The organism is Streptomyces sp. NPDC058964, assembly GCF_042741275.1.
Lineage (GTDB): Bacteria > Actinomycetota > Actinomycetes > Streptomycetales > Streptomycetaceae > Streptomyces.
In genome coordinates this window covers 1-2,823 of record NZ_JBHYKH010000784.1, presented here as the reverse complement: position 1 = coordinate 2,823, position 2,823 = coordinate 1, and the positions used below count along the sequence as shown (strand labels likewise).

Genomic DNA, 2,823 nt, shown 5'->3' with positions numbered 1-2,823 from the left:
GGGTGTGTCCGGCCGGCTCCCGGCCCGGTGGCGTGCCGCGGGGGGGGGGGGGGGGCGGCGCGGACACCGACCGCAGCCTGAGCAGGGGGGGGGGGAGTGGAGCGGGGGGGGCGGGCGGCGCGCGGGGGGCGGGCGCGCTGAACCCGACCGCCTCCCCCCCCCCCCCCCCCGGTCCCATGACGCGCAACTCATCGAGCTTTCCAAGGCTTTCCAAGGCTTTCCAGGGAGAAAACGGGATGGCACTGACCGCGAGGATCCGCACCCGGGACGGATGGGCCGTGTCGCACGCGGTCGTCACGGTGACCGACATGACGGGCTCACAGGTGCTGCGCGCCGAGGCCGACCCGGAGGGAGCCGTACGGGACACGACCGCCCTGGCCCCGGGGGCGTACACGGTGATCGTCACGGCCGTCGGGTACGCGCCCGCCGCCGCCAGCGCGATCGTCACCGCGAGCGGACGGGCCGAGGTCGGCACCGTGACGCTGGCCCGGCAGGGCGGCACCGAACTGCCCCCGCCCGGCCCCTGGACCATCGATCCGGCGCACTCCTCGGTGGCCGCCGTCGCCCAGCACCTGGGGATCTCCAGCGTGCGCGGCCGGTTCACGGAGTTCGCGGGCACGGTCGCGATCGCACCCGACGACGTCACCGGGTCCCGTGTCGAGGCGGTCATCAGCGCGGCCTCCATCGACACCGGCAACGACATGCGCGACACCCACCTGCGCTCAGCGGACTTCCTGGACGTCGAGCGGCACCCCGAGATCACCTACCGCTCGACGGGCGTGGCCGCGGCCGGTGCCGACCGCTGGACCGTACGGGGCGAGCTGTCGATGCACGGTGTCGTACGCCCCGTCGACCTGGACCTGGCCTACCTCGGCACCGGCTCCGACCCGTGGGGCGGCACCCGTGCGGCCTTCCGCGCGACGACGCAGCTGCGGCGCGAGGACTTCGCCATGAACTACAACCAGGTCGTCCAGGCCGGCATCGCCGCCATCGGTACGACGCTGAAGGTGGAACTGGACATCCAGGCGGTCCGGGGAGAGTCGCTGCCACCGGCCTAGGCACCGCCACGAACGTAGGCACAGCAGGGTCAGCCAGACCCGGGTCCGCTGCCCCTACGCTGCCTCCATGGCACCGAACATCGCGACCAACACCACCGTCGGCCCGGACGAGTTGCTGGACTTCGTACGGCCCCGCCACCGCGCCATCCTGCTCACCCGGCGGTCCGACGGCGGCCCCCAGGGGTCCCCGCTGACCTGCGGGGTCGACGACTCGGGACGCATCGTGGCCTCCACCTACCCGGAGCGCGCCAAGACCAGGAACGCCAAGCGGGACCCGCGGGTCAGCCTGATCGTGCTCAGCGACGACTGGAACGGCCCGTGGGTCCAGGTCGACGGAACGGCGGAGGTCATCGACTCCCCCGACTCCGTGGAACCGCTCGTCGAGTACTACCGCAACATCGCCGGTGAACACCCGGACTGGGACGAATACCGGAAGGCGATGCTCAAGCAGGGCAAGTCGATCATCCGGGTCACCCCGCAACGCTGGGGCCCGATCGCCACCGGCGGCTTCCCGGCGCGGCTGGTCGGCGGCGAATAGCGGGCCCGGCCGGGTCAGCCGCGGTCGACCATCGCTTCGATCCCGGCCACCAGCAGGTCCAGGGCGAAGGTGAAGTCCCGGTCGAGCATCTCCTCGACCGTGTCGCCGCCGCGGGCCGCCATGATGTCCTCGGACTCCCTGACGACGTCGGCGGTCTGCGGGGCCTCGGACACCGCGCTCATGACGGTGCGGAAGTACTCGTCCGCGGTCATGCCGGCGGCCGCGACCCGGTCGGCGAAGTGGCCCTGGATCGTGCCGTAGCCGTAGACGAACTGGAAGACGGCGGAGATGGCGCCCGTGACGCCGTGCGCGGGCAGCCCCGAGCGGCGGACGACCCGCTGCACACGCCGCGAGAAGGCCAGCGAGTTGGGCCCGATGTTGAGGTACCGCCCGGCGAGCGGCGACAGCCACGGATGGCGGACGAGCAGCACGCGGTATTCGGTGGCCAGGGTGCGCAGCTGGTCGCGCCAGTCCTCGCCCGCGGCCTCCGGGTCGGGCAGCCGCAATTCGCCGAAGACGCGGTCCAGGGCGAGTTCCAGCAGGTCGTCCTTGGTGTCGACGTACCAGTACAGGGACATCGCGGTGACGTTCAGCTCCGCGGCCAGCCGCCGCATGGAGAACTTCGCCAGTCCCTCGGCGTCCAGCAGCCGCACGGTCACGTCGGTGATCCGCTCACGGTCGAGACCCGAGGGCTGCCCCGCGCGCCCGCCCCGGCGGGCCTTGCCCTCCAGCCAGACGCTGGACCGCGCCGACCGTTCGGCTGCCTTGCCCATCGGCGCACCTTCCTCGCAGAACTCCGGCCACTCATCAAGATGCCACGGCTGCGGCCCCGCGGGGGCGCGGGGCCGTACCGGTACCCGCCTCCGCCGCGCAGGCGCGATCAGCCGCGGACGATCCGCACCCGCACCCCTTGACTACCCGCCGAGCCGTCAGGCGACCGCACTCTCCGCGCCACTCTTCTCCGCCCTGCGCAGCAGCCCGAGCAGCGTCCCGGCACAACCGCCGGAGTCCAGCCCTGCGATCGACACGAGACCCGCCGCCATCAGCACGATGCCCAGCAGGATCGACACCGGCGTAGCCCATACGGCGTACAACAGAGTTTGCGGGGGCACGGAGAGGGGGGGGGGGGGTGGGGACCCCCCCCCACCAGAACACCCCCCCAAAAAAGCAGGGGGTGAGACAAAAGGGAGATAAAGTGGGAGATAAACAACACAAAAACGATTAATT

The 2,823-nt window shown here is 71.9% G+C and carries 4 protein-coding genes; 2 read left to right on the top strand and 2 right to left on the bottom strand.

The window, feature by feature from the left end:
- Window positions 1-236: 236 nt before the first annotated feature.
- The gene (locus tag ACFW2E_RS44685; protein WP_384477286.1) at window positions 237-1,058 is read left to right on the top strand and encodes a YceI family protein; all 822 of its coding nucleotides are present in this window, start codon (window positions 237-239) and stop codon (window positions 1,056-1,058) included.
- A gap of 67 nt (window positions 1,059-1,125) precedes the next feature.
- Window positions 1,126-1,596 carry a PPOX class F420-dependent oxidoreductase gene (locus ACFW2E_RS44680; RefSeq protein WP_384477283.1) on the top strand — a complete coding sequence of 157 codons (471 nt, stop codon included), beginning with the start codon at window positions 1,126-1,128 and terminating at the stop codon, window positions 1,594-1,596.
- Between the two features lie 14 nt (window positions 1,597-1,610).
- On the opposite strand, the gene ACFW2E_RS44675 is transcribed toward ACFW2E_RS44680, so the two are convergent.
- Both ACFW2E_RS44675 and ACFW2E_RS44670 read right to left on the bottom strand, forming a co-directional pair.
- Window positions 1,611-2,369 (bottom strand): TetR/AcrR family transcriptional regulator, encoded by a 759-nt coding sequence (locus ACFW2E_RS44675; RefSeq protein WP_384477280.1) that lies wholly within the window; start codon window positions 2,367-2,369, stop codon window positions 1,611-1,613.
- Between the two features lie 156 nt (window positions 2,370-2,525).
- Window positions 2,526-2,666, bottom strand: a complete 141-nt coding sequence (locus ACFW2E_RS44670; protein WP_384477277.1) for a hypothetical protein — start codon at window positions 2,664-2,666, stop codon at window positions 2,526-2,528.
- Window positions 2,667-2,823 lie beyond the last annotated feature (157 nt).